At 56.5% G+C, this 22,833-nt stretch carries 16 protein-coding genes and 1 tRNA gene; 6 read left to right on the forward strand and 11 right to left on the reverse strand.

Going from position 1 to position 22,833, the window contains the following annotated elements; all coding sequences use genetic code 11:
- Positions 1-112 precede the first annotated feature (112 nt).
- A complete protein-coding gene (locus GP473_RS00735) occupies positions 113-1,291 on the forward strand; it encodes an acyltransferase family protein (protein ID WP_186276960.1) in 1,179 nt (392 codons plus the stop codon).
- Between the two features lie 124 nt (positions 1,292-1,415).
- Here GP473_RS00735 and GP473_RS00740 read toward each other — a convergent pair whose 3' ends face one another.
- The 3 genes from GP473_RS00740 to GP473_RS00750 all read right to left on the reverse strand — a co-directional run bounded on the left by GP473_RS00740 (position 1,416) and on the right by GP473_RS00750 (position 5,848).
- A complete protein-coding gene (locus GP473_RS00740; protein ID WP_186276961.1) occupies positions 1,416-5,000 on the reverse strand; it encodes an alpha-(1->3)-arabinofuranosyltransferase in 3,585 nt (1,194 codons plus the stop codon).
- 26 nt (positions 5,001-5,026) lie between these two features.
- Entirely contained in the window at positions 5,027-5,242 is a 216-nt protein-coding gene (locus tag GP473_RS00745; protein ID WP_185769618.1) for a DUF2613 domain-containing protein, read from the reverse strand.
- Between the two features lie 93 nt (positions 5,243-5,335).
- The gene (locus tag GP473_RS00750; protein WP_185769617.1) at positions 5,336-5,848 is read right to left on the reverse strand and encodes a universal stress protein; all 513 of its coding nucleotides are present in this window, start codon (positions 5,846-5,848) and stop codon (positions 5,336-5,338) included.
- Positions 5,849-5,886: 38 nt separating this feature from the next.
- Here GP473_RS00750 and GP473_RS00755 point away from each other — a divergent pair, with 38 nt between their 5' ends.
- Together GP473_RS00755 and GP473_RS00760 are read left to right on the forward strand one after the other, a co-directional pair.
- Complete coding sequence (locus tag GP473_RS00755; RefSeq protein ID WP_186276962.1) at positions 5,887-7,137, forward strand: glycoside hydrolase family 3 N-terminal domain-containing protein; 1,251 nt, start codon at positions 5,887-5,889, stop codon at positions 7,135-7,137.
- Between the two features lie 372 nt (positions 7,138-7,509).
- Entirely contained in the window at positions 7,510-9,117 is a 1,608-nt protein-coding gene (locus GP473_RS00760; RefSeq protein ID WP_246394924.1) for a VanW family protein, read from the forward strand.
- A gap of 1,178 nt (positions 9,118-10,295) precedes the next feature.
- Here the strand turns inward: GP473_RS00760 and GP473_RS00765 are convergent.
- From GP473_RS00765 to GP473_RS00775, 3 genes are all read right to left on the reverse strand, one after another.
- Entirely contained in the window at positions 10,296-11,279 is a 984-nt protein-coding gene (locus GP473_RS00765) for a nucleotidyl transferase AbiEii/AbiGii toxin family protein (RefSeq protein WP_186276964.1), read from the reverse strand.
- The gene (locus GP473_RS00770; protein ID WP_185769610.1) at positions 11,239-11,805 is read right to left on the reverse strand and encodes a type IV toxin-antitoxin system AbiEi family antitoxin domain-containing protein; all 567 of its coding nucleotides are present in this window, start codon (positions 11,803-11,805) and stop codon (positions 11,239-11,241) included. The genes GP473_RS00765 and GP473_RS00770 overlap by 41 nt, the downstream gene beginning before the upstream one ends.
- Before the next feature lie 392 nt (positions 11,806-12,197).
- Positions 12,198-12,680, reverse strand: coding sequence for a hypothetical protein (locus tag GP473_RS00775; RefSeq protein WP_222104956.1), 483 nt, complete (start codon positions 12,678-12,680; stop codon positions 12,198-12,200).
- A gap of 108 nt (positions 12,681-12,788) precedes the next feature.
- Here GP473_RS00775 and GP473_RS00780 point away from each other — a divergent pair, with 108 nt between their 5' ends.
- Positions 12,789-13,409: a TetR/AcrR family transcriptional regulator gene (locus GP473_RS00780; protein WP_185769609.1), complete on the forward strand. Its 621-nt coding sequence runs from the start codon at positions 12,789-12,791 to the stop codon at positions 13,407-13,409.
- Positions 13,410-13,518: 109 nt separating this feature from the next.
- On the opposite strand, the gene GP473_RS00785 is transcribed toward GP473_RS00780, so the two are convergent.
- Positions 13,519-13,592 (reverse strand) — tRNA-Gly (locus GP473_RS00785).
- A 69-nt stretch (positions 13,593-13,661) separates the two neighbouring features.
- On the opposite strand from GP473_RS00785, the gene dcd reads away from it, so the two are divergent.
- A complete protein-coding gene (gene dcd, locus GP473_RS00790) occupies positions 13,662-14,228 on the forward strand; it encodes a dCTP deaminase (RefSeq protein WP_185769608.1) in 567 nt (188 codons plus the stop codon).
- A 257-nt stretch (positions 14,229-14,485) separates the two neighbouring features.
- Positions 14,486-15,916, forward strand: coding sequence for a UDP-glucose dehydrogenase family protein (locus GP473_RS00795; RefSeq protein WP_186276965.1), 1,431 nt, complete (start codon positions 14,486-14,488; stop codon positions 15,914-15,916).
- A gap of 133 nt (positions 15,917-16,049) precedes the next feature.
- Here the strand turns inward: GP473_RS00795 and GP473_RS00800 are convergent, their stop codons facing one another.
- The 4 genes from GP473_RS00800 to GP473_RS00815 form a co-directional block, all read right to left on the reverse strand.
- Positions 16,050-17,294 carry a pyridoxal phosphate-dependent aminotransferase gene (locus GP473_RS00800; RefSeq protein ID WP_281381137.1) on the reverse strand — a complete coding sequence of 415 codons (1,245 nt, stop codon included), beginning with the start codon at positions 17,292-17,294 and terminating at the stop codon, positions 16,050-16,052.
- Positions 17,295-17,413: 119 nt separating this feature from the next.
- Positions 17,414-18,118, reverse strand: a complete 705-nt coding sequence (locus tag GP473_RS00805) for a hypothetical protein (protein WP_186276966.1) — start codon at positions 18,116-18,118, stop codon at positions 17,414-17,416.
- 218 nt (positions 18,119-18,336) lie between these two features.
- Positions 18,337-21,408, reverse strand: a complete 3,072-nt coding sequence (locus GP473_RS00810) for a (Fe-S)-binding protein (protein ID WP_186276967.1) — start codon at positions 21,406-21,408, stop codon at positions 18,337-18,339.
- 150 nt (positions 21,409-21,558) lie between these two features.
- Positions 21,559-22,593 (reverse strand): alpha/beta hydrolase fold domain-containing protein, encoded by a 1,035-nt coding sequence (locus tag GP473_RS00815; RefSeq protein WP_186276968.1) that lies wholly within the window; start codon positions 22,591-22,593, stop codon positions 21,559-21,561.
- Between the last annotated feature and the right edge of the window lie 240 nt (positions 22,594-22,833).

Genomic DNA, 22,833 nt, shown 5'->3' on the forward strand with positions numbered 1-22,833 from the left:
ACGCAACTGGTCATACTTTAGCGAACGAAAACAGTATGCAAGCAAAAATGAACATATTTCTATTTTCGGCGTGTTTAGAAACAACCTTCGGATACGATGTCTCCGAGACACTATGGCTAAAACATCCACGCCGTTTCTACCGGCACTCGAAGGCCTCCGCGCGATAGCTTGCTGCGGAATTATCGTCACTCACGTGGCTTTTCAGACTGGAGCGGACACGGGTTCCCTCTTTAACCGCATGATGGCGCGCACAGATTTCTTTGTGCCCGTCTTCTTCGCTCTGTCTGGCTTCCTGCTGTGGCGGCGGCACCGTGCCGATTTTTCTTTCAATGTGGCCGACGCCAACAACCGCCTCTCTCTGCTTGGTTATTACGTCAAACGCATAGGTCGCATCATGCCCGCCTATCTGACCACGGTTGTCCTGGTTCTGCTCCTTTTCCCGGTGGCGGGTTCTCCCAGTGTCCTGGAAGTGATCTCCAATATCTTCCTGGTGCAGATCTACGTCTCTGGGGGGTTGCTGGGTGGCCTGACACACTTGTGGTCGTTGTCTGTGGAGATGGCGTTCTACTTAGTCCTCCCCTTCATCGCTGCGTTGTTCGGGAGGAGAAGCTGGCGGGTGAGGATGATCTGCATCGCGGCTGTGGCATTAATCAGCTACGGCTGGGCTTTTCTTCCCCCTTTTGCACATGCTCCAGGGCCGGGTGAACTGAATCCCCACATCATGCCCCCGGCATTTGCGGCGTGGTTTGCCGTAGGGTTTCTCTCCGCGGAATTGGAAGGCACACTCCGCCCGGTGGCGGTGCGGTGGATTGCTAAGTATCGTTTTGTGTTCTGGCTGTGTGCTCTTGCGATGTTGGCAGTGGCGGCGTCGGATGGGCCGGAGGGGCTCACCCACGCTGAGCCGGCGGAATTCGCACGCCGTACGGTATACGGCACCATTTTTGCCGCGTCGCTGATTATGCCTTATGCTTTGTCGCCACGTTCGCCATGGTTGGAGAGTGCGTGGATGCAAGCGCTGGGGCGTTGGTCCTACAGTATTTTTCTCTGGCACATGTCCCTGCTCTCCTTGGTATTCCCGCTGCTAGGCATCAACTTGTTCAGCGGCCATACTGCCCTGGTGATGCTTGCGACCTTCCTGCTCACGGTTCCCGTCGCAGCCTTGAGCTATGCACTGATGGAGGAGCCGGCGCGGCGTTGGATTAACACCGCGTGGTACGAGGTGAAGGCCGACATTGAAACCCAGAGGAAGAACAAAGAGCTCAAGAAACAGCGTGCCGCGTTTAATTCTTGAACCAAGTTGACGCTCAGGTTGTGCGGAAGCCTAGGCTCAGCTGAAGGTCGCATCCAGTTGCGCAGGCTGAGTTGAAAATTCCAGACCGAGTGTGAGGGAGAACTGAGGTTTCGGCTACTGGATGTCAGCGGCGGAAGAAGCGACTGTGAGCCAGGTACACAGTGATGAGCGCGATGCTGAGGCAGCCATTAACCCACCAAGAATCGCCTGCATAACTAGGGGTACCCCAGTTCCCACGCGCTGCCACGATGGTGGCAAGAGCAGATGTACCCCAAAATACGCCACCGAGATATGTACGGGGTGTGCGTCGCCGGAACAGAGAAGGTTTGGGGGCAGGAGTTGTATTCTCAGCGGATTCGGCAGCCGGTGGTTGCGAAGGGGTTGAGAGTTTCGCGTCGCGGTGGCGTCGTTCCTCCGAGAGAAGACCACAATGCCGGATGATCATGAACAACCATACGGTGACCACAATGAGAGCCAACAGCAGCCCCACGGCAAGCCATCCTTGATAAATGGTGGTCGCAGCGAAATTCACGCTAAAGGTGCCGGATGCCCCAGCGGGGATGATCCAGCCCTGCTGCCACCCATTGACGGTGATCGGTTTCAACTCCAGCGACGTCCCATCTGCCGCGTGCAGAGTTCCCTTCCGAGCCGTGTTGGTATCACTGGGGGTGAAAATGATGCGATCCTTTGCCGAAGCGGGGATGTCGAACTCATCCCCGTCGAGGGTGGAATCGCCACCGGAGGTGGTTGTCAGAACGGGAAGCGCCACCCCCGCGTTCATAACCGCCTGTGCATACAGAGGCTCCGCAACGCTCAGAGAGACCCAACGATGGGTGGAAGAGACTGTGTGCTGGCCTGGCGTAAGCTCGACGACCTGGCCGCAGGTATGGTCTTCTCCATCGATGGTGATGGCTGAGTCTGCGGTATCTGGGGTATCAGTGGTGCAGGAATCTGCCTGAACCAACAGTGCCGTAGAGCCGTTCGGAGCCACGCCCATACCTCCGGAACGCTCAGGGAGCGTAAACGTGCGCTTCATGACGCCCTCGGCGATTTCCTGCCCGAACACCCAACGGTTGACCGTGCGGCCTTCCGCTTGAGTGGCCATGCCGAATTCCGGAACTGTGATGGTGCGCGTGGGGGTGTAGTCCTCCCCGGTGCGTCCATCGACCAGCTTGAGTTCGGAGATTCCGAAGTCGCCGAATGCGGTGAGAATGGTGATGCGTACCGCGTTAGCTTCTGCGATAGGCAACGCCACCTTCGTCGGATTCTTTGGGCTTGTGGTGACAGTGGTGGAGGTCTGTATTTCCTCCTGAGTCTCCTTGTTGGAGTAGGGATTAGACTCGGCGTCTCTTTTTAGTGAACTGACCTGTACGCGCGCCGGGGAACCTTGGGTGGTGAATGTCAGATAGAAACTTCTGTGGGAATCTGGAGTGTGCAACTCCAGCCATTCACCGCTGGTGTTTCCCTGGCTCGGGCGCCAGGCGGTTTCTTTTTCTCCATCGACTGCGGCGTTGAGGCCGCTGATAGTCGTGGCACCGCCAAAACCTGTCGGGTCGGCGGCTGAGCTGGAGGCTATGACGGCACCATGGCCTTCAACCTGGGTCAATGTGTCAGCGCCCCGGACTGGGTAATCCGTGACAGGATTGAAAATTTGGTGACGGTCATCTTTGCTGCGAATGTCGGAATCCGCGTTGGTGACGTTGCCGTAATTATGATCCCGCACGGCCGGAGTGTCAGTGATTGTCTGCAAGTCTTGTGCACTGGTTGCATTGCCGTCCGGATTGTCTTCACCTGCTAATAGGCGGGTGCGGGCCGCTCCAGTGCGACCCAAAGCTGCGTCTGCTTGGTCTAGGCGGGACATAGATTCTGGACCGGCGGCCACTGTCTCGACCTGATCTCGATCGACGATTCGCAGATCACCTGCCGTGCCCATAGCCTGAGAGAAATCACCGAATTGTGGGGGTTGCACATGGAAAATACGAATGGCTGGGGATTTGCCATCCCCTCCTTGGCCGTCGCCAAAAGAGGCCACTTCTTTGAAACCGCCGGATGTCTCTATGGTGCGCACAATTCCCTTCGACCCGGGTGTATCGGAACTCTTTGTCAGATCCGTCCGCACCAGTAGTTGACCCACCCCCTGGTTCCATAGCGTGGCCGCCAACGTGGGGATGGCGGCACCGGACTCTAATTCGCGTTGCACGCCGTCGAGACCGCGAATGGCTTCCGGTTGTACAAGAGGAACAGAATCACGGACAACCCACGGCACATCCAGGAGGGGCTGCGCGGGTTCATCACGGGTATTACCCCACGTTTGGCGAGCAAAGCGCGCTTTCGGCAGGATCATCGTGCGCGCTACTTGGTGGTCTGCTTGGTTTACGCCGTCGGCGTTATCGTTCAGCCAGTCGGCGGCTTCTTGCCAGTAGCTGGGAACGCGAGTGAAACCATCCTCGGGGGCAATGCGGCCCGACCAACCAGGCGCGGTGGCTAGAACCACGAGCAAAGTAGTGGCAATAGCTCTCACTACCGTGGGGTTCTTCTCCGGATTGAACCACAGCCGCCAGCGACTCCCTGAAGTTCCAGGCCATTGAATATTCCGTAGCGCATGGGAAAAACCAGCCATGAGAGCGAGCCGAACCACCGGATCAAACTTGTGCAGGTTTCGCAGCGCAGCTCCCGCCCCATCGAGGAAGTTGCGGTAGGTTCCTGCCACCGGGGAGAAAGGTTCGAAGGCCAGGATCATGGCCAGAGCACCGATGGCCAGGATTGTTAGCCAACGGCGTGCCTGGGGCATGGTGCGCTGGGCTAACCCCCATAGGCCGATGAGAGCTACGAGCAGGGTGCTCACGATGAATACGGGTTGGGTAGCTAGCGCGTAGCCTCCCACGCGTTCGGTGGATAGGAAGGGGGTCCAGCTGGTGGTGCCCCGCAGAACTTCCAATACATTGAGCCATCGAGTGGTCAACTTGGAAGATTCGATGAAGTCTGTGAAGGGAGGGGAATAGGCTCCGAGCACCAGCAGTGGTCCTACCCACCAGAATGCGGCGAATATGCTGGCGGGCACCCACCATGCCCCGAATCGGAGTGCTGCTTTTCGGGAGGTTTTCCGGGTAACAGAACTGATCCACCACACTAGGGCGGGAATAACGACAACCACCGTAGCCACAGCATTGACAGCGCCCAGGCACAGAATGGCCAAGGCGGAGCTGAGGGCCATGAGCCGGATGTAAGCGGGACGTCGTGACTCCGCCATGCAGATAACCGGAACTAACACCCACGGGGCGATGGCAACGACCCACGCCTCGGAACTGATCGCTCCGAGGGTGGTGAGAATGCGCGGGGAGAGGGCGTACAGCACACCGGCGAGGACGCGCGAGCCGCGCGAACCGATGCCAGCGCACTCTAAAACCTTCACCATGCCGGAAAAAGCCAGGCATAGCAGAAGCGCCCACCATAAGCGCTGCGTGATCCAGTCGGGAGCCCAGGAGAACAGGGCAAAAAACAGGCCTTGCGGAAACAGGTAACCATAGGCCTGATTCTGGAGCTGTCCCAGGGGGAACACATCAGTCCATGGCGATAAAGCCTGCCCTAAAAAGCCCCATGGATTGGCGGTCAGATCGTGCTTCGTGTCAGCGACCGTCAGCCCTGGGGCTTGGAGAAACGCGAAAAGGAGCCACGCAAGGAACCAGAAGAACCATGCGCGGTGGGTCAAACGAGAAACGGGACTAACCCCTCTATTTACTCGCCGCGGAGATCACGGTCACCGTATTGCACGGAACCCATGAAAGCGTTATCGCGGTTCACTGCGATCTCTTCTGCGGAAGGCAGCTGGGAATCGTCAGCCATTGCGCCAGCGGCGAAGGCAACGCCACCGCCGATAATCACGCCAGCAACGACGGCAGCGATAGCTGGGCCGACAGAGCGGCGGGACTCAGACTCAGTCTCGTAAGGCATGTCTTCTAGTTCCTGTTCTTATGGATTCTTATGGACGGACGTTATGTGGCGTGCAGCAGTTCAGCCACTGTGCGTTGTGGTAGACCGCGAATACTATTCGTCTTCTTCGTTGAGAGGAGGGACGATCAGTACTGGACGACCTGCATGTTTGATGATGCTATCCGAAACACTGGTCTGAAGTATTGATTTCCAGCCAGAAAGTGCTCTGGTGCCCGTAACGATGAGGTCGACCTGCAATTCCTCTGCAGCGTCAACGATGGCGCTCCAGACGGCTGTTGCAGACTCTACCAGGAAAGGTTCGGTCTCAAAGCCGTTTTGGTGAGCAAATTCCACACCTTGGGTGCAAGTAGCCACTGCTTCGGCATATGCAGGGTCATCTTGAGCGGGATTATCGCATTCGCTCTTCCACTCGTGCTGCATCATGCCGCTCATGCCTGCGGCACGCGCTGTTTGCCGTTGGATGGGTTCCCACACGGTGAGGATATAGGCCTTCGTCGTGGAGAGAAAACGGCCTGCATATTCGATAGCGGCTTTGGATTGTTCGGATCCGTCGTAGGCAATAAGTATGGTGTCACCTGTGGTCTTGGTGCCTTGTGGGTTGGTCATCGTGCTCCTAACGCTGTTTTTGTGTCTAGGTTAGTATTATGCGCCGTTTCCTCATTGCTCTTTGTGTACTTGTCTTGGTGGGGTGCTCGGCTGATTCCACTCCGCCGTCGTCCTCGCCAGCCGATTCCGACGGCTCAGCGGCGGCAGCATCTGCTCAGTCACCATCGGATTCCGCGAAGAAGGGTTTTTCTCAGAACCCAACTTTGGGGGAGTGCCAGGCGCTCGCTGAGCGGGATCGCATTGTGGCTGAGGAGTGCGTGAATGCGATCCCGGCGGAGGATTTGTCCGGTGCGTTACTCGCGGTGGGAGTGACCACCTATGAGCAAGCTGAGCACGCAGTAGACCTCGGCGTGCGTCATCTTTTCTTTGGAACGGGTGCGGATTTCTCCATGTTGAATGGGCGGGGTGACCCATCTCGCTCGCTGGATGCGTTGCAGAAACGCTCAGGTGGACGCTTGGTGATCAGTGTGGATGAAGAGGGAGGGGAGGTTCAGCGTCTCGCTGACATTATCGGAAAGATCCCGTCTGCCCGCCAGATGGCGGAAACGATGAGCCCGCAGCAAGTGACTGACATGATGCGCGAGCATGGTGAGAAGATGAAGAAGCTGGGGTTCACCATGGACTTCGCCCCGATTGCGGACGTAGTAGGGGCGGGAGATGTGCAGGCCAACGCTATCGGTTCGCGTTCCTTCAGCGCTGACCCGGCTGTGGTTGCGGAGTACGCCAGGGCCTATGCGCTGGGGTTGCAGCAGGCTGGTATCGACGCCGTATTTAAGCACTTTCCAGGGCACGGACACACGACGGGGGATTCTCACGAGCGTGCTGTCACTGCCCCTACACGCCCAGAGCTTGAAGCCAATGATTTGGTTCCTTTTGCTCGTTTGTCTGACATGAGCCACGTATCCATGATGGTGGGGCACATGCAGACACCGGGTATTGATGATGCATCACATCAGGTGTGGGGTGCGCAGACCCCGGCGTCGTTAAATCCGGCGGTGTACCAGCTTCTCCGCGAGGGTAAGTACAGCCCGGGTGCGCGCGAGGGCGGAGCAGCGCCGTTTCGTGGGACGATTTTCACGGACGACCTCACGGGGATGAAAGCCATCACCGCTCATCATCCAGGACCTGATGCGGCGGTGGCGGCGTTGCAGGCGGGGGCGGATCAGGCCTTGACGGCATCCGGTGCTGTGGCTGTGCTGGATGTGGTCGGGGCAGTGCGGCAAGCAATTATCGATGGGCGTATCCCTAGAGCGCACGTGTATGACGCGGTAAAGGCGGCTCACCTGTAGCCGACTGTTTGTAACCGACCATTGACGACCGCTCGCCTGTGAAACCTGGTGTAACCGGTAGTGGTCGTGCCCTGGAGGGGTTGCTTCAACCTTCTCTAAATTCTCTGGTTATCTTCGGGCAGTTCCCTCGATTCAATTCTTCCACCCTTGGAAGGAATTCATTCAAGCGATTCCCAGCTTTCCTAGAGAGCCGTTAGACTTAGCAACGTGAAAAAACAGCACACCGCTGGTAGCACCGCTGCCGCTCACTCGAAAAAGGTGACGAAGAAGACTGTCAAGAGTCACAAAAAGCGTCGCCTTATTTCGCCGTGGGTGTGGGCGCTGCTCTTCATCCTGGGGTTGGGGGGCGTGCTCTATGGGGTGGACATTGCCATGTCAGAGGGGCGTGTTCCCCGCGGTGTGACTGTGGGTGGGGTGGATATCGGTGGGATGACTGAGAGTCAGGCTGAGCAGCGGCTTCGCCTGGATTTGGGTGAAAAGACGCGCAAGCCGGTGACTGTGAAAGCCGGCAATATGTCGACAAAGCTGGATCCGCCACAAGCGGGTCTCCAAGTGGATTGGGGTAAAACGGTAAAACAGGCGGGGCAGCAGCCACTGAACCCCATCACGCGCATTCGGAGTTTTTTTGAAACGCGTGAAGTGGGCATTATTTCTGCGGTGGCGGAGGAGCCTTTCAATCGCACGATGGATCGCCTTTCCCGCGAGCTTACGCGAACCGCGGAAAACGCTGAACTCACGTTAACTTCTGACGGAAAACCGAAAGTAAAGCCCGAAGTGGCTGGACAGACGATCAACTCCGATGAGCTGCATGATCTGGTGCTGGACAACTGGTTGAACACCTCCCGCACCGTGGAGGGTAAGGCCGACGTGGTGGATGCCAAGATTACGAAAGACAAAGCGGATAAGCTCATCCGTGATGTGGTGAATCCGGCGATTGCCACGCCGATTACTTTCAAGGGGCGCGACAATGTGACCGCTCGCATTGATGCCGCGAGCATGAGCAAGATTCTGTCCTTCAAGCCGAACTCTGACAAGCCGGAAGATGCGACCGACTTGCAGCCGGTATGGAATAACGACGCGGCGAAGGCTCTGTTGCAGGCACAGTTGGCGTCGACGGAAAAAGAGGCACGCGACGCAAGTTTCACAGAAGTCGGGGGTTCCCTCAACGTCATTCCTAGCGAAGATGGCTGGAAGATCAAATGGGATGAGACCCTAGGGAAAATTGAAGACAAGGCACTGAACACACGCACCCGCGACTGGGAGGTCTTCTATGAAGAAGACAAAGCTCAGTACACCACTGAGCAAGCCAAGCTTGCACGGTTTGATGACGTGGTTGGTGAGTTTACGACCGGTGGGTTCTCACCGGCATCTGGTGTGAATATTCGCCGCGCGGCTGAAATGATCAATGGCGCGCTTGTGCTGCCTGGGCGTACCTTCTCGCTCAATGGGTATACGGGGCCTCGCGGAACTGCGCAGGGTTTTGTGGAATCCGGAATCATCATCGACGGACGCGCCTCGGAGGCCGTTGGCGGTGGTGTGAGCCAGCTGGCCACCACGCTCTACAACGCAGCGTATTTCGCCGGCATGGAAGACGTGGCGCACACCCCGCACTCCTACTACATCAGCCGTTACCCAGCGGGGCGTGAAGCGACCATTTTCGAAGGTGCGATCGACCTGCAGTTTAAGAACACGTTTGACACCCCGGTGCGGATTGTGGCGTTTGCAGACGATCACCAGGTGACAGTGCGCCTCATGGGAGTGAAGACCGTGAACGTGGAATCCATCACCGGACCTCGCACCAACCCCACCTCCCCAGAGAAGCGTGTTATCGATAAAAAGGATCACTGCACGCCGTCCAGTGGCGCGCCGGGCTTCACCATCACGGATACCCGCGTGATTCGTGATCTCTCCGGCAAGGAGTTATCACGGGAAACTCAGACTACGGTGTATGACCCTCAGCCGATTGTGGAATGTAAGTAAGTAGGTAGACAGACCTCGCGCCTTGTAGTGTCGTTGCTGTTTGGGTACCTAGTAGTGCCACCGCCATTCCGTACCTTGGAGTGCCACCGCGGTTTCGGTGCCTAGTGGTGCCACTGCCATTTCAGAGAGGCTGAGAGAGCTGGTTGATGTTGCTGGCTGATAGAACACTGGGAAGGTAAAATAGTTCGCTTGGGATGCCACGGAGTTGCCTCGCCATCGTAGTTGTCCGAAATAGGGGTACACCGTTTACCGGTGGTCTGTTTCACTGAAACTGGTAGTGGATCTGTGGGTATACCAATCAGTCACTCAAAGGGGAAGTATCTAAACTGTGGCAGCGACCTGGATAAATAGTTCCATGGGGGCAGGCTCAGATCCGCGTTCTTTCTTTCAGCCCGCTTTGAGTTAGCAGGTATGCAACATGCACTCGTGGCGCACAGTAAGAGCAGTGATATTTGGTAAACTACGGGAGCGTTTTTGTTCCTGCACCGTTGTGACGAACCGATCTATCGGTTTATCCAGGATGGCTGACAGGCCAGAGACAAGTAAAGGCGACGAGTCTTTCACACCTGGGTGGACACTACCTCTGAGGTCGAGACAGATCCGAGAAGGGCCTTTTGCTTTTTGATCGGCACGGCAGCTGTGGTTATCACCAAACTCACCGAGGAAAACCCACGATGTCTAACTTTGAATTCCTAAAGAACAATTTCCCGTCTTTAGAGAACTTGGGCACTCTAGCAGAGACCTACCTTTACACTGACCCGAGTTCGGCAATAATGAAGCTTGGCATCTTGTGTGAGAGCATGATTAGGTTGATCTACCAGTACGATCGAGCCCTACAACACCAGTAGTTCGCACCCCGACATAAACCGGCTCTCTAGGTTTCCGCTGCTTCTGACATTCACCGAGTACACCTGAACTACCCGAAAACCTAGCTAATAAGAAACTCCCTGCCTGCCCCACCTTTTGGCTCAATTAGTTGATGTATATTGGGTGTCTAAACGGACTGATAGTGCCTTATGTGGGATAACAAGGGGCTGAGTGAGTACGGTGTTCACGGCATTTCTATAGATTGAATTCACTAGGTTTGTGTAACCGTCATGTGCATTATCTCTACTGAAACGTCGTTAATTGAGAAACCGTTCGTTATCCATGTTCGCCCGGTTGGTCTCACAGTTCTCTTATGAATTATCGATTGCGCTAATCCAGTTATTTATCTCGGCTACAGCGGATTCTAGTGGGAGGTGGATGCCACCAGGTTTTGCTGCCCGCGCATAGTCATTGCCCCAGTGCTTGTGGGCAATGATAGTCGGCGGCCAGCTTCTGGCGGGATAACCCAATATGTCTGCCTCCTTAGCGCGAGAATCGAAGATAGCTTGTCCTGCCTCACGCACTTCAGTGAGTGTCGGGGTGCCGGTTGCGGTGATGAGATCCCGTAGCAAGATCAGGTCTACAAGGTCCCGAGCACGGTCGTTCTTGAAGGTGGGAGGTTCATGCGGGTCGGAAACCGCATGGAGTTTCTGGGCTATCTGAAATCGCATTGTTATCCCGACTAATACGTCAGGGGTAGGTAGACCAAAGCCACTTAGTAGCGGTGGCTCGATGGCTTCCTGTTCCGCACCGATACCCGCCTCATCGGGTGAGATCTCAAAGTCTATGCTCCGCCAGCTCCGTCCTTTCAAGTCGATGGTGATGTTGAACCGGCGCGGCTTGGTGATTTTGGTTGGTACATTAATTGTTTTCACCTCGCCTCTACGCAGCTCTAATGGGCCCCATGGTTCGTCGAGTACCTCTTCGAGTGCCGCGAAGAATGCGTCCATGTCGCCGCGGATCAATCCATCGACGTCTTTGGTGGCGCGAGCTGTTGCGTTGAGCCGGTGCTGGAGTAGAGTACCACCTTTGAGTAGAAATAGGCGCCGACCATTCTCATCAACAGCGCGCTGAACTGCGGCGATCGCTACCGATGAAGCGACCAGCCAACCGAGTCGACCGCCTTTCGCATCCTCGCCGAGTTGCGCTTCGGCTTGGGTGATCCAATTGCGGAGTATGGTGGCCGACGCCGGCTGCTTGGTCTTCGATTTCAAGTCTCCCAACTGGTCATTGAGGCGGGAACTCACAGGCTTGTCATCCATGGCGCGCCTCCAATAGGCCGGATAGTGTGTCACGTTGGGCATTCTTCAAATACCCCCGAGCGTGGCCTCGCTCGATAGCCTGGCGTAGCAGATATGTTGGCGTGCCGTAGTGGATGCACTGCTTGATCGCCGTCGCTGGAGTAACAGTCGGTATCTCCTGCCACCAGCCGATCTGTTTAGCGTCAAGATCCTCGTAATGGACGATGTAGTCCTCTCCGCCGGCACGCCGAAATCTACGCTTTTTACCTACAGTAACGTGGATGCGATTGGGATTAATGTCGCTGATGCCATAACAGTCGAGCGCGGTCTCATGTGAAAGCACTGCCTCGGGCACTCGCGTCCATAGCACGGCAAGGGCAAGATGGTTGAACTCATCTACTGGGTACTGAGGGAATCGATAGACGCCATGGGCTGCTCGTTCCAGTGTACCTCGATGAACGAGCATCTGGAGTGCCTGCTTGCTGATGCCTAACTCACTAGCTTGTCGTGCGGTTGCCAAACCGTGCTGTGTGGTTGCGATGTCCCACAGCTTGTCTCTCGCCAATGCTCCCATAGTCATGGCAATAGTATAACGAAAGCGTAGTACTTTTGCCGGGCTTGTATGTGGTGATTTTTGCCTCTGCTGTTCTTCTGTTAATTACCCATCGGATAAACCGGGATGTTGCTGCGGTGGGTTAGTTTGGTACCGATATAAATGTGTGCTTCCTACCGGGAGGAATAGTGGCAGGTTTTCCAGATGGGTGGTGTTTTCGGTCGGAGCTTGCTGGTGTACAGGGTAGGAATACCCTGAAAGCCGGTGGTAGTCGGAGGCAGCAAGTTCCTAGCGATGGTTGCAGCATCTATCGAGCCGCGGCGAGAGAGAATGGGTCATCCTGGCTGTTGACTATTGCGGTAGAACGGTCAACTGTGTTGTAGGAGGAGCTTCTCTGTTGTTGAGGAGTGCTTTTCTTTCTAGACCAACCGTAGTAGTCCTGTTGCTGCAAGGGTGAAGACAACTCCCCAGAGGATGATGGACACGATTTGCCAGATGATGACGCTGCGCTTGGAGGCTCCGAATCCGACCATGGCGGCTGACGTTATTTGCGATGGTAAGACGGTTTGTCCGATCAGGCTCACCACCGCGACTCCAAAGCGATCGAAGAGTTTCTTAAGTAGAGCGCGTTTGTGTGCTGTGCGGCTTTCCGTTGTATTTTTCGTCAAGCCGGTGCGGGTTAGATGGGAAAGGTTGACCGCGATCAGCATGGAGATCACATTGCCGATAATCGCTGCTGCGCATGCCAGGACTGGATGCACTCCGACAATCACGCCGATGCCACTTGCGCCATAGGATTCGACGAAAGGAATCGCGGCTGACAGCATAACTCCGCCCCACTGGATCGTTGTAGGTAGGGACTGAACGAATTCAGTCATGGTAGCGATCAAATCATGAATCATTATTTCTCCTTGGCGGTGGTTGTACTAGTTAGCGTTTTAGTACGCTGTACTATGGAAGGTTACTACAAGTTAGTACGATGTGCTAGTACAGTGTGCTAGGAGGTTGTTATGGGAAGACGTGAAGAGATTATTGAGGCGGCTCGCAGTATCATGGCCGAAGCTGGGATCGAGGCGATGAGTGTCCGAAACGTGGCTGCTCGTGCGGGGATCGGAGCGTCCACCCTGCGTTATTATTTCCCCTCTCACCAGGAACTACTTGATGCTGTTGCTAGTGATGCAATGATCGGGATACTTCAGGATTGTCGGATCCATGACCAGTCCCTTCCTGCAGATGAGCGCCTGATTGAGTGTCTTGCCCAGTTCCTTCCGATCCGTGAGGAACAGCATGCTTCTTTGGAAACCCTACTTGCCGCTTACGCTTCATGTTTTGATCACGGAAAGCTTGTCGGGAATCAACATCTACGTACCGTCATATCGCAGGGAACCACGCAGATCATCCGCTGGCTTACAATCCTGCAATCTGAGGGGCAAGAGCTCCGTTCCGGCCCAGAAACAATTGCGGAGGCTCTGATCATCCACCTGGATGGTATCACCCTCAGAATGATCAGTATGGCGCCGGACTTCACTCACGACGACGCACTCACTCATCTCAAAGTAATAGTCGATGCAGTACTGGTCACCCTTAATAACAACCCTGAATCAAGCACGTCAGAGGTTTGCGACGGATGACCAGGTGAAGATTCGACGGTGAATGGAGCTCCTGATTTTCGGCTCGAGAGGCCTCAGCTTTTATTCGGGCACACGTCTCGGTGTGCCTTGTAGAAAGGGATTGGGTAAGTGGAGCCGATGACGGGAATCGAACCCGCGCCGCCTGCTTGGGAAGCAGGAGTTCTACCATTGAACTACATCGGCATGCGCGAACGCGCTTCTTATTGTACGCGCTGTTCCTCACAGTGGGGGAGGACACGCTAGTCTAAGGGTGTGCTTCTTTCAGATCGTGATCTTCGCGCAGCTATCCACTCGGATGAATTAGTTCTGGATCCCTTCGATGAGTCAATGATCCAACCTTCCAGCATCGATGTGCGGCTGGATGGGCTTTTCCGTGTGTTCAATAACTCCAAGTACACCCATATTGACCCGAAGCTTCCGCAGGAAGAACTGACCACCCTCGTCGAGGTTGAGGGTGACGAGCCGTTTATCCTGCACCCTGGGGAGTTTGTTCTGGGTTCCACCCTGGAGAAATTCAGCATTCCGCATAGCTTGGCGGGCCGCCTGGAGGGCAAGTCTTCTCTCGGCCGCTTGGGTTTGGTCACCCACTCCACTGCGGGTTTCATCGATCCTGGCTTCACGGGGCACATCACGCTGGAGTTGTCTAACGCTGCGAACCTACCGATTGCGCTTTATCCCGGTATGAAGGTGGGGCAGTTGGCGCTGTTCAGGCTGACTAGCCCGGCTGAGGAACCATATGGTTCGGGCGCTTTAGGCTCTAAGTACCAGGGGCAGCGCGGTCCTACACCTTCGAAGGCGTATCTGAACTTTCAGGACTAGCAGGACTAGTGGCGCGAGCCGGCCACGGTAAAACTCTGGCTGCTCTGCTGGTCACCGCTGGATGGTGGATAGCCTCGCCAGCTACCGTGAGATGCTGGCTACGGTTCCGCCCGTAGTGGATCGGTGGATAGCTCGCCGGCCACGGTGAGCTGGTGTTTAGCTTTCAGCCCTGCGCCAGCACAAGTTTCCTTACCCGCGGTGACACCTTCACTTCGTTGTCACCGCGGGTTCACCTGTAGAAAGTAGCGTGTGATTCTATGCGTATGACTGTGTTTGGCACGGGCTACCTGGGCGCCACCCATGCTGCTTGCATGGCGGAACTAGGGCATGACGTGCTGGGTGTGGATGTGGACGAAGCAAAGATCAGCGCTCTGATGGGAGGCACCGTTCCATTTTTTGAGCCTGGTTTGGAGGAGGTGTTGCGTCGGAATATTAACAACGGCCGGCTGCGATTCACCACGAACTACAAAGAAGCCGCAACCTTCGCATCGGTGCACTTCATCGCGGTGGGAACTCCTCAACGCAAGGGAGCGTACGCCGCGGATACCTCGTACGTCAGCGCGGTGATAGAGAATCTCGCCCCGCTCATCGAAGGTCATCACACTGTGTTCGGCAAATCTACCGTCCCCGTTGGTACCGCCAACCAGCTTCAGGAACTCGCCGATAGATTACTGTCTACCTCCTCCGATTTTTCTCTGCCTGCCTCCTCCGGCACCTCATCTTCATCCCTTTCTTCCCCCGATCCCCTGCCTTCCTCCTCCGACGCCACTTCTTCCGCACCCAGCATTGACATCGCCTGGAACCCTGAGTTTCTACGCGAGGGGCACGCCGTGAAGGACACGCTGCATCCTGACCGGATTGTGTTGGGAGTAGGGCGGTGCGAACAGGGGGGCGTGGAGGAGATCGCGCGGGAAATTTACCAAGACGCCCTCCACGCAGGTACCCCATTCCTTGTCATGGACTTGCCCACAGCCGAACTGGTGAAAGTCAGCGCGAATGCATTTCTCGCGACCAAGATCAGCTTCATTAACGCGGTGAGTGAGATCTGTGAAACCGTGGGCGCTGACGTGACAAAGCTCGCTGATGCCATTGGCTACGACGAGCGTATAGGGCGAAAATTCCTAGGAGCCGGCCTGGGCTTTGGGGGTGGCTGCTTGCCGAAGGATATCCGCGCCTTCATGGCCCGCGCCGGTGAGCTGGGGGCAGATCAAGCAATGACGTTCTTGCGTGAAGTGGATGCGATTAATATGCGGCGTCGGGAAAAGATGGTGGAGATGACCAGGCAGGTCTTCGGCGGCGCCGTGCTGGGCCACAACGTAACGGTGCTGGGCGCAGCGTTCAAACCAAATTCCGACGACGTACGTGATTCCCCTGCGCTGAATGTGGCCGGGTCACTATCCCTCGGTGGCGCGACCGTCACCGTGTATGACCCCGAGGCGATGCCCAACGCCCGCACACTCTTCCCCACACTCAATTACGCATCCTCCGCGGAAGAAGCCTTGGAAGGGGCGGAAGTAGTGCTGGTTGCCACCGAATGGCGCGAATTCCAAGAACTAGATCCGGCGAAAGCCCGAACGTTGGTGAACCCGCGAATTGAAAATCCCGTGGTCATCGACGGGCGCAACTGCCTGAACCAAGAAGCGTGGACCGCCGCTGGTTGGCAAGTCCGAGCACTCGGCCGCGGATAAGGCGGCAATAGACGGGGAGTGCGGTGACTCGACCGCGGATAAAAGTGCCGCCGTGCCGCAGCCCCGCCGACGTCCGGCCGCGATTGAAACGGCTGGAGAGGGGGAACGCGGTGAACGAAATGCTACTGTTTGGCTACTGCTTGTAGCTGGCGAGGAAGTTCCCCAGGCGTTCGATGGCGTTCTCCAAGTCACGTGCCCACGGCAAAGTCACGATGCGGAAGTGATCCGGAGTTGGCCAGTTAAAGCCGGTACCCTGCACCATTTGGATCTTCTCAGCACGGAGGAGATCGAACATGAACTTCTCATCATCGTAGATTTCATGCACATTCGGATCCAGCTTGGGGAACGCATACATGGCACCCATGGGCTTCACACAGCTCACCCCCGGAATCTCGTTGAGCTTCTCCCATGTGACGTTGCGCTGTTCCAACAGGCGACCGCCCGGGAGGACGAGGTCTTCAATGGATTGCCGGCCGGAAATCGCCACCTGAATAGCGTGCTGTGCCGGAACGTTAGGGCACAAGCGGGTGGAAGCCAACAGAGTAATCCCTTCGATGAACCCTGCCGCATGTTCCTTCGGGCCAGTGATCACCATCCAGCCTGAGCGGTAGCCTGCCACGCGATAGGCCTTGGATAGACCGTTGTAGGTGATGCACAACAGGTCGGGGCAGAGGCTGGCGATATTGATGTGCTGGGCGTCGTCGTAAAGAATCTTGTCGTAGATCTCGTCGGCGAGGATGAGCAAAGAATGCTCGCGGGCTACGTCCACAATCTGCTCGAGGACCTCCTTGGAGTACACCGCACCCGTTGGGTTATTCGGGTTGATGACCACAATGGCTTTCGTGCGTTCCGTGACCTTCGCCTTGATGTCCTCAATGGAGGGGTTCCAGCTGTCCTCCTCATCGCAGAGGTAGTGCACGGGCTTACCACCAGCCAACGAGGTTGCTGCAGTCCACAGAGGGTAATCCGGCGAAGGGATGAGCACCTCATCGCCATCATTCAGCAAAGCTTGGGTGGTCATGGTGATGAGCTCGGAGACACCATTGCCCAGATACACATCTTCTACGTCAAAAGAGGGGAAACCGGGGATGACCTCGTACCGGGAGAAGATCGCACGACGTGCACTGATGATTCCCTTCGACGTGGAATAGCCCTGAGCGGTGGGCAGGGCGGCAATCATGTCGCGCATGATCACATCTGGTGCTTCGAAGCCGAACACAGCAGGGTTGCCCGTGTTGAGCTTGAGGATGCGGTGGCCGTCGGCCTCCATGCGCTCGGCCTCGGTGTTCACTGGTCCACGGATTTCGTAGAGGACATTCTGGAGCTTGGTCGATTGATCAAGCGTACGCAGCTCACTAGGTCGAAGGGGTCTATTCATTCTCTCAATTGTGCCAGCACATTGGCTATCCATCCATAGGTGGTCGGATGTTTTTGAGGTTTTCGCTCGTGGTCATTGTGCTGGATTGCGCCCAGTGTGTTGATCGGGGCTCGTTGTGGTTACCTCGCTGATGGTTTTTCTGGTTGCGGCTCTACCGGGCTGTTTCCGCCTCCATTCCCGGGATCGGTTCCGCCTCCTCCGGGGTTCGGGCTAGGGTGCTCGGAGGTGGGAAGCGGGGCGGGGCTGATGTGGGTCGGAGTTGGAACTGAAGGTGGCGACGACGGTTGTTGGCTGGAAGGGCGGGTATCGGATGGCTTTGGTTTGGATTCGGAAGGCTTGGTGGATTGGCTACTCGTACTCTTCGGAGATTCCGAGGTAGTGCTGGTGGTCTGTTCCGGCTGGTAGTCGTAGTCCGGCACGTATCGCTGCTGGGAAGCGGCAGGCTTGTCCGTATCGTTGTCGTATTTACCGGTCGTGGTAGCCGCGGGGTACTTCACCTGCACCTGGGAGGGTTTACCGTCTGGGCCAGCGTTACCGACCTGCAGGTTACTCATCGTAATGATGGCACCACCAACCAGGATAAGGGCCATGACTAGGCCAAAACATAGGATCCACGCCCAGAGTGGCATGAACTCGAGCATTCGGCGGATGAAGCCCTTGAAACCCTTATACCTATCAGAGTTTGCGGGGCGTTTCCCCGGGGTTTTTCCATTAGTGCCCGGCTTCATCGCAGCGTCTTTCTTAGACATCACGGAGGTCTTATCAGCAGCGTTGGCCGAGGGCGTGGCGGGCTGTGGCTTGCGCTTTGGATCGCCAGCAGACATAGGTTTGGGCTTCCTTGAGAGTGTCTTGGAAAAACGTTAGTGAGTTCTGCGCACACTAACTGCGCGGAAGTGTGTGCGTGTAATTCCTCTATCTTATGTCACGCAGAAAAATGTTACGAGCCCGGTATCCAAAGAAAGTGGGATTCACTTCTCGGATACCGGGCTTCGTCTGCTCGGAAACTAGTGAGAGCTAGTTAATCACAATATATGGCCTAGGGCTATGAAGCTCCTGGGGCGCCGGGGGCTCCCGGAGCTCCTGGGTTGTTTAGTTTGATGACGCCATCGGTCACCTCAGCGGTCCCTCCATTGCTGGAAGGGGCTGCTTGTTCCGCAGAACCCTCAGGAGTGTCATCGCCAGCAGGGGCTGCATCCTGCTCCTCTGCCGATGCCTGCTTAGTATCTGGAGTTTCAGCGTCGGCATCAGCTGGTGGTGCTGCTGGAGCGGCCGGGGCAGATGGAGCCCCTGGTGCTGCTGGAGCGCCTGCAGAAGTAGCTCCAAGCTTTAGTACACCGTCTACAGTTTCAGCGCTGCTGGACTGCGTGGATGTCTCGGGAGCAGATTCTTCCTGAACATTGTCAGCCTGAGGTGCAGTGTCAGCGGACTCCGCTGTTTGTGCTGGAGCAGATGGAGCTGCTGGAGCACCCGGTGCAGAAGGAGCGCCTGGAGCAGATGGAGCACCCGGAGCACCTGCGGACGGTGCACTTGGAGCTGCTGGAGCACCTGGAGCAGCCGGGGCACCTGCGGACGGTGCACTTGGAGCTGCTGGAGCACCCGGAGCAGATGGCGCAGCTGGGGCACTTGCGGACGGAGCCCCTGGAGCTGGGGCACCCGGTGCTGCTACTGCGCCGGCAGCGGCACCGCCAGCAGCTCCTGCAGCAGCTGCTTTCTTAGCGTCTGCGGCCTTCTTCTCCTCTGCCTTACGCTTCTTTTCTTCCTCTGCCTTGCGTTTAGCTTCTTCTTCGGCTTGTCGTTCGGCTTCTTCGCGAGCCAGCTTTTCTTCGTCCACCCAGCCACGTTCTGGCGCTACGAGGAACTCACGCTCAGCAGGAGCAGGCAGTTCACCGTCGACCAGGATGGACTCGCGGAACATCTGGGCGATATCCAGAACCTGGGTACGCTCCTTCTTGTCCTCAATGTCCGCCTGACGGTTGTTGACACCGTCGGTTATCATGGTCTTACAGAATGGGCAGCCAATTGCAATTGCATCGGAACCTGTAGCCAGAGCCTCGTCCGTACGGTTGAGGTTGATGCGCTCACCGATGTGCTCTTCCATCCACATGCGGGCGCCACCTGCACCACAGCAGAAGCCAGTGTTGCGGTTACGGTCCATTTCGATGAGGTTTGCGCCGGAAGCGCCGATGAGCTCACGAGGAGCCTCGAATACCTTATTGTGGCGTCCCAAGAAACATGGGTCGTGGTAAGTCACAGTACGGCCAGCCTCTGGGGTGGATACCGGCTGCAGGCGGCCTTCACGTACCAGCTTGTTCAGTAGCTGGGTGTGGTGAACTACCTCGTAGTTACCTCCCAATTCTGGGTACTCGTTACGCAGTGTGTTGAAGCAGTGCGCACAGGTCACAACGATCTTGCGCTGCTGTGGAGGAACACCTTCGAAGGCCTGGTCGAGCATCTCGATGTTCTGCTCGGCAAGCATCTGGAATAGGAACTCATTACCTGCGCGGCGAGCGGAGTCACCTGTACAGCCTTCTCCCTCGCCGAGGACGGCGAACTTCACGCCAGCGGTGTACAGCAGATCAGCAACTGCGCGGGTGGTCTTTGCGGCGTTGTCGTCGTAGACACCAGCACACCCGACCCAGAAGAGGTATTCGGTGTCGTCGAAGTTCTCAATGTCTTGACCGAAGACAGGAATGTCGATGCCCTCGGACTTAGCCTTCTCGATCCACTCGGAGCGCTTGTTGTTGTTCTGACCCCAAGGGTTGCCCTTGGTTTCCATGTTCTTAAACAGGTTGCCCAATTCGGTTGGGAAGTCAGACTCAACCAGAACCTGGTAGCGACGCATATCCACGATGTGGTCGATGTGCTCAATGTCCACAGGGCATTGTTCCACGCAGGCGCCGCAGTTGGTGCAGGACCAAAGGACATCCGGGTCGATAACACCCATCTCGCCGGAACCGACCAACTGAAGTAGTGGCAGGTCGGCGTGTGCTTCGGTGGCGGGGTCTGCCGTCAGTACGTCAGTGCCGCCGCCTTCAGCGCCTTCAGCCCGCGCAGCCTTGATGTACGGGGCGGACTCCAAGGTGTGGTCACGCAGGTTGGTGATGAGCAGTTTTGGAGACAGCGGCTTGGCGGTGTTCCACGCTGGGCATTGTTCTTGGCACCGGCCACATTCGGTACAGGAGGTGAAGTCCATGAGGCCCTTCCATGTGAAGTCCTCGACTTTGCCCACACCGATGGTGTCTGTCTCCGGGTCGGCATTTTCCATGGTCAGAGCGCGACCGCCGGAGGTCATTGGCTTGGCGGCGCCGAGGGCGTTGCGGCCGTCGGAGTTGCGCTTGAGGAAGATGTTGAAGAACGCCATGAAGCGGTGCCATGCGACACCCCACTTGATGTTCATACCGACGATAAACAGCCAGATCATGCCGGACAGCAGCTTGATCAAGGCGAAGATGGATACCAGCAGAGGGGACTCGGGCAGGATCTTGGCAACCTGCATGGTGAAGAAGTCGGTTGCTACGTGTCCGCCCTCGTAGGAGGCAAAGGTGGCGATCTTAGATGCCTTCACCAGGACCATGCCCAAGCCTTCGATGAGGACCACGGCTTCCACGAAGTAGGCAGCTTTGGCGTTAGAGCCGTAGAAGCGTGCTTTCTTCTCAGAGTTGCCAATACACTGGCGGACGATGATGAGAGCAATGATGCCTACAACGGTGCCGATGCCAAGTAGCTCATCGACGAAGTGGTAGAAGCCCCACGTGCCGATGATCGGCCAACCGCCTTCTGGGTTGAAGATCTGGATATAGGCCTCAAACCAGACCACGAAGCCGAGCAGGAAGCCGACCATCACCATCCAGTGTGCGATAGCGATGCCAGGTTTCTTGGCCATCTTGGTGTGGCCGACGATCTCCTTAATGAGATTCAAAAGACGACCTGCAGGGTTGTCGTTGCGCTTGAGCGCTGGCTGACCCATCCTGATGGTCTTGTAGATGTTGATAGCGCCGCGGATGAAAAACACCCACGCTGGGAGGGAAAGCAGTGCGCCGATGATGCCGAGCGGTACCGTGATGCCCCACGGGATGTCGGCAGAGGTCGCCTGCCCTGCTGCAAGCAGGTCCATGGAAGAGCTCCTAGCTAGTGCAGTTATGTATGAACTAATTACTTCGCTAGTGAGACTATCAACATTGGGGGCTACTTTTGAAACTTTTATCGCAGGTGGCACCCATTTTTTGGCTCTATTTAAGCAACAGGGATGTAGTGAAAATAGACGCTAGTCGCGCGGAGCTGCTGTGTTAAGCGCGATACTGATCATTTTCTTGCGCGCTGAACGTCCCTCGCGGGATTTCGTCAGGTGGAACATGTGGATGGCTCCAGGCTGAGTATGCAGCGTGGTTTCCACTCCCTGTTCCTTCATTTTCGACGCCAAGAGCTCCGCGTCCGCTAAGGAAATATCTCTCGTTCCGCAGAAGATGTGAACATTCGTGGAGCGGAAGGTGGTGGCAAGCGTGGCGTCGGGAAGAAAAAGGGGACTTACTGTGGGGTGCGAGGTGGCGCTGCCAGGGTCTTTCACCACTCCGGTGTCGCTCAGACCTCGCGCCCACATTTCGCCCTGGGGGATGAGGCTTTCCGGGTTGAGCAGAGGGTCAGAATCGAGGAACTCAGCGATACGGGGGTTGCGCATAGCGAGGTCGGCCCACGGTGCGTTGAGGATAAGAGCTGCGGGGGCAGCGAGTGGCGTATCGGAGGTTGACGGAGTGGTTCCTGGAGAGTTCTGAGCGAATAAAGGTTCGCAGTCTGGAGCGAAGATGCCCAAGGCTAGTGAACCTCCGGCGGAGTCGCCGATAATCGTGACGTGTTCCGCGCCATGTTCAGCGATGAGCTGCTCATATACGGCACGGATGAGAGGTAGCCCATCCGCGGCGTTGTACTCAGGAATGAGGCCATAGAGAGGAATATCGACTCTCAGGCCGGCCTCCGCAAGTTGGCCGATGAAATCCCAATTGCGCTGCTGAATAGGTTTAGCAAATCCACCAGGCAGGAGATAGAGGACTGCTTTGGTAGCGGAATCGGCGGGGGCAAGCTCATCTAGCGCTTCTGCATGTGGATCGTAGTGCGTAACATCCGCGGCGGAGGTTTCGGCGAATTTCATGGGGGCGACCGAATACACCTCAAAGCCGTGAACTTCGCGGGTAGAAACAGCAAAGTGCTGGCGTAGCGCATGGGGTGGTTCTGCGGGAGCATCTGGGGCGTTTGTGGAAGACTCGCCGGAATTGAACAATGAGGTGACTCGATCCAAGAAACTCATGGCTCACACAGTAGTTGATGGTTGATGAGCCGGGAGGGTGGTTGACTCGATGGATAAGCAGGGATGGTGGTTAATTGTGCCCGGAGTGGGTCTCGGCTGTGGCGGGTAGCGCATGACCGTTGGTCATATATGTTGGTCATATATGTTTCCGAAAGGAAAATTGGCCGCCCCGCGCTACGCTATTGATGACAAACGCTACGCTATTGGTGACAAATTGATTCGCCGGTAGGTTGAATATTT

It is taken from the genome of Corynebacterium anserum (genome assembly GCF_014262665.1).
GTDB lineage: Bacteria > Actinomycetota > Actinomycetes > Mycobacteriales > Mycobacteriaceae > Corynebacterium > Corynebacterium anserum.

Excerpts from the sequence above, each read along its gene's own strand:
- GP473_RS00770 (WP_185769610.1), bottom strand. The coding sequence starts at position 11,805 with ATGACTATGGGAGCATTGGCGAGAGACAAGCTGTGGGACATCGCAACC.
- GP473_RS00745 (WP_185769618.1), bottom strand. The coding sequence starts at position 5,242 with ATGCCTTACGAGACTGAGTCTGAGTCCCGCCGCTCTGTCGGCCCAGCT.
- GP473_RS00760 (WP_246394924.1), top strand. The coding sequence starts at position 7,510 with ATGTCAGAGGGGCGTGTTCCCCGCGGTGTGACTGTGGGTGGGGTGGAT.
- GP473_RS00805 (WP_186276966.1), bottom strand. The coding sequence starts at position 18,118 with ATGTCTGCTGGCGATCCAAAGCGCAAGCCACAGCCCGCCACGCCCTCG.
- GP473_RS00750 (WP_185769617.1), bottom strand. The coding sequence starts at position 5,848 with ATGACCAACCCACAAGGCACCAAGACCACAGGTGACACCATACTTATT.
- GP473_RS00800 (WP_281381137.1), bottom strand. The coding sequence starts at position 17,294 with ATGAATAGACCCCTTCGACCTAGTGAGCTGCGTACGCTTGATCAATCG.
- GP473_RS00795 (WP_186276965.1), top strand. The coding sequence starts at position 14,486 with ATGCGTATGACTGTGTTTGGCACGGGCTACCTGGGCGCCACCCATGCT.
- GP473_RS00780 (WP_185769609.1), top strand. The coding sequence starts at position 12,789 with ATGGGAAGACGTGAAGAGATTATTGAGGCGGCTCGCAGTATCATGGCC.
- GP473_RS00755 (WP_186276962.1), top strand. The coding sequence starts at position 5,887 with ATGCGCCGTTTCCTCATTGCTCTTTGTGTACTTGTCTTGGTGGGGTGC.
- GP473_RS00735 (WP_186276960.1), top strand. The coding sequence starts at position 113 with ATGGCTAAAACATCCACGCCGTTTCTACCGGCACTCGAAGGCCTCCGC.
- GP473_RS00775 (WP_222104956.1), bottom strand. The coding sequence starts at position 12,680 with ATGATTCATGATTTGATCGCTACCATGACTGAATTCGTTCAGTCCCTA.
- GP473_RS00810 (WP_186276967.1), bottom strand. The coding sequence starts at position 21,408 with ATGGACCTGCTTGCAGCAGGGCAGGCGACCTCTGCCGACATCCCGTGG.
- GP473_RS00815 (WP_186276968.1), bottom strand. The coding sequence starts at position 22,593 with ATGAGTTTCTTGGATCGAGTCACCTCATTGTTCAATTCCGGCGAGTCT.